This is a genomic window from uncultured Paraglaciecola sp. (genome assembly GCF_937123705.1).
Taxonomy (GTDB): domain Bacteria; phylum Pseudomonadota; class Gammaproteobacteria; order Enterobacterales; family Alteromonadaceae; genus Paraglaciecola.
Genome location: NZ_CAKZKO010000189.1, coordinates 1 through 3,184, shown reverse-complemented (window position 1 = coordinate 3,184; position 3,184 = coordinate 1). Strand labels below are relative to the sequence as shown.

Sequence of the window (3,184 nt, the reverse complement as noted above, 5' to 3'; positions counted from 1 at the left end):
GTTATAGGCAAAACCAGCCGGTAATGTTGGCATGTTGTTATTTATCTCATTGGCAGGTAACGGGGTTGATGCTGATGGTTTATCCACGGCCATAAGCAGCACCGATACGGCGGGTTTCAATCCACTGGTCGATATCGCTTTCTAACCAGCCCACGGCACGCGCACCAATACGAATGGAACGGGGAAATTCACCGTTGGCCATCAGGGCATAAATGGTGCTGCGGCCAAAGCCTGTTTTGGCCTTTACCTCGGGCAAGCGCAAAATCCGCTGCTGACGCGCTGGGTGTACTGAGTTTGTGGGTGATTGTGTAGTTGGGTTCATCGTTTGCTTCCTCACTGATCTGTTAAGTTCAGTTAGGAGTTTGCCAGTACTAAACGGACGCAGTAGGCAGATAAATGCCCAGATCGTGCAGCTTTCTGAGGGTACAAGTAGCTACTTGCCCCAGTTTGTAGATAGTGCCCAAAACAATAAATGCTCTGTGGGCAGAGTTAGTGCGTGGCTAAGTGGCGTGAACTAAGGCTTTGCCCAAACTGCCCCAAAAGCCCAAGGGATGAGCGAAGTGTTAAAACACATGGAGTATGAGGCAAAGCATAAAGTGAAACTAAAACTTCTTTATCTGCTGAAAAATGAAAATATAGTTTCACTGGCTCATTAAACGTTAAACGCTGATTGTTTCATGGCTTGCTCCGCTCGGCTGATCCCTAGCCGCTTAGCAACGGTTTGCCATTGCTTAACCGCCATTAATACTTCATCGTAAATTTGCGTGGCTTGGGTTTGCGAAAGTCTGAAGAAGTCTTTCACATCAAAGGCTAGCTGGTAGTCTAAAGCGTTGTCTGCATCGGTAATATTCAGATGCAGGCCATGCTTACCCACTATCGGGTTTAAATCATAAGCAGGTGATAACTTCCAGCCATTCTTTGTTAATAAAAACCCATGGTTACGCAGGTGATCATCCGTGTTGGACACCGCAATATTAAACACGATTCGACGCCATAACTGAGCTAAATCGGCTGCGGTTTGTGCACCAGAATTGGAAATAAATTCAGCAATCTCTAAGTAGCTGGCACCTTGAGATTGTTCACCATCATAGTATTGCAGTTGAGTCATGGCCGATGAAAAATGCAGCCGCTGATCGCCGTCGCGGTCAAACCGTTTGGTTAAAAAGGTATGGTGCTGTGACGAAAATTGCTTGATCTCACTTGGAAACATGTGAACACCTGCCGCAAGAGCCAATTCATAACAGACCATCTCCCATGCGCCCACGTCATGGGTATCATTTAGATTGGGAAACTTGGCAATCCACAAGTGGCCTTGTTCATCTGTGACACAAGCCTTGGGCCTTGCACCACCTAATGATGAGCCTGGAGAAATCAGCATTTTCAACCAGCGGTAATACTCGTCACTGTCGATGTTATCGTCTTTTTCAATCTGCATTGCTGCGTGCTCTAGCTCTCGCAAAGAAGCCATTGGCGGCGCAGCAAACTCAGAGTTGTCGTCCAAAAAAGCATCCGAGCCTACTCGCTTAAATCGAATCCCCCCCATCCGATAAGAGTCATGTACGCCCAGCAGGTAATCCAATTCGTTTAATCGACTTGTTGCTCGAATGCCTTTGCGCGCCTCAATCGCCGCACGCCGCTGCATTAAAATACGCCCCCATCTATCAGGCGATGAATCAAGAAATGCGCGAAAGTTTTTATCGGCTTCATCGTTATAGAGTTCACCGGAGTGAAGCGTTAGGATGGGATCAATTTGCAAGCGATAGGCTGAGGTTAAAAATGCTTTATCGTAGGCAAAACTAAATACGCCACCTCGGCTTGAATCACTGTAAGCAAGCAGCCCAATTAGCAAAGGCGCTTCAATTGGCTGCCAGTCGGCATAGACTTCGACGATTTCACGGCTCATTTTGAACCTTCCAGCAATTTTATGTTTTGCAGCTTGATACCCACTTCATCATGAGCGGCCATTTCTGCAAAGTTGCTTTCCATGCCAAGAACAGCCATCACTTTTAAGTAAGTGCCTATGGCAACACCCGGATCACCGGCAAAGACTTTATTCACGGTTTTATGATCAAAACCAGTACGTTCACACAGTAGCTTTTTTGTAAAACCACGTCGTTTCATCGCCAACAGCAAGTCTTCACCAAAATGCGTCAGGATTTTGCGCTGCTTTGGAAACAGTACATTGTGTAAGTCACGCTTAGCCATATCACCAACCAAAGGGACTGTATTCCCATTATTCAATCATTAATGGGAATATAGTCCAAGCCTGAAATTTAAACAACTCCAATACACAGAAAGAGGTACTATATTCCCACTTTAATGACGATAATTGGATTAATATCCCATCTTTAGGTTTAGCTTACACGTTGGCTAAGGCGATGATACGAAGCTTGGGGTCTATCGCAAATATTACACTTTCCGATAAAAACACTAACGCTTCATTCTGCTTACCCAGCTAACGCGTAAAACTGCTCGCCGGGCGACAAAGCGCCCAGCCTATTTTTCTTCATTTGACCTTTTTTGAGCATTACTACGAGCTCAATCCACACAGCGTTGCCTGAGCAATCAGCTCCGCTTGTCAGCATGTGGACGCAATACTGTCGCCTTTGGTTCTGAGGCCGCTTGGCTTGAGGTATCGGCTAACCAGTGCGGATATGCCCTTGTTAGGTAACATCAGTAAAAGCGAAGAGCTTATTCTGCCTGCGTTTCAGTTACCCGAAGCGCATACACCACCAGCAATAATCAATATTTATGAGAAACCCTAGAAAACGTCTCAGCACAGCATGTTTTCCTGACATGTCCAGGCAGCCTTGTCGATTAACCATTTAATAGAAATAATCGATTATTCTATTACAGGCTATTAGCTCTTCACTCTCATTATAAGTCGTGTAGATAATGTAAGGAGAGGTTTCTGACTCATCGCTGAATTCGCTGTTAAATCACTTGCACCCTATCTATACGTGAATTCGCAGAACAAGAAGGCATCGCCGAATGAGAGGCTTAAAGGCTTGGATGTTGAAATTTTAAGCAAAGAAAATTGGTTTATTTAGAAGCTAAATATAAAAAACCAGCACGCTGGTCGAAGGATATTCGAAACTGGGGTTTTATCGATAAAGTAGAATTGAATCCTGAGGTAAAATACTTAGCGGCATGATATAAAATACGACAACCACCTTGAAAAACT

General features: G+C 44.9%; 3 protein-coding genes. All 3 read right to left on the bottom strand.

Annotated elements, in window-relative coordinates; genetic code table 11:
- Positions 1-79 precede the first annotated feature (79 nt).
- Positions 80-322 carry an AlpA family transcriptional regulator gene (locus tag Q0688_RS23470; RefSeq protein ID WP_017043889.1) on the bottom strand — a complete coding sequence of 81 codons (243 nt, stop codon included), beginning with the start codon at positions 320-322 and terminating at the stop codon, positions 80-82.
- A gap of 330 nt (positions 323-652) precedes the next feature.
- Positions 653-1,903, bottom strand: a complete 1,251-nt coding sequence (locus Q0688_RS23465) for a type II toxin-antitoxin system HipA family toxin (protein WP_299083027.1) — start codon at positions 1,901-1,903, stop codon at positions 653-655.
- Positions 1,900-2,205, bottom strand: a complete 306-nt coding sequence (locus tag Q0688_RS23460) for a helix-turn-helix domain-containing protein (RefSeq protein WP_036984862.1) — start codon at positions 2,203-2,205, stop codon at positions 1,900-1,902. The genes Q0688_RS23465 and Q0688_RS23460 overlap by 4 nt, the downstream gene beginning before the upstream one ends.
- Positions 2,206-3,184 lie beyond the last annotated feature (979 nt).

What these genes read in the sequence shown, in the direction of transcription:
- Q0688_RS23470 (WP_017043889.1), bottom strand. Translation starts at nt 322, where the DNA reads ATGAACCCAACTACACAATCACCCACAAACTCAGTACACCCAGCGCGT.
- Q0688_RS23465 (WP_299083027.1), bottom strand. Translation starts at nt 1,903, where the DNA reads ATGAGCCGTGAAATCGTCGAAGTCTATGCCGACTGGCAGCCAATTGAA.
- Q0688_RS23460 (WP_036984862.1), bottom strand. Translation starts at nt 2,205, where the DNA reads ATGGCTAAGCGTGACTTACACAATGTACTGTTTCCAAAGCAGCGCAAA.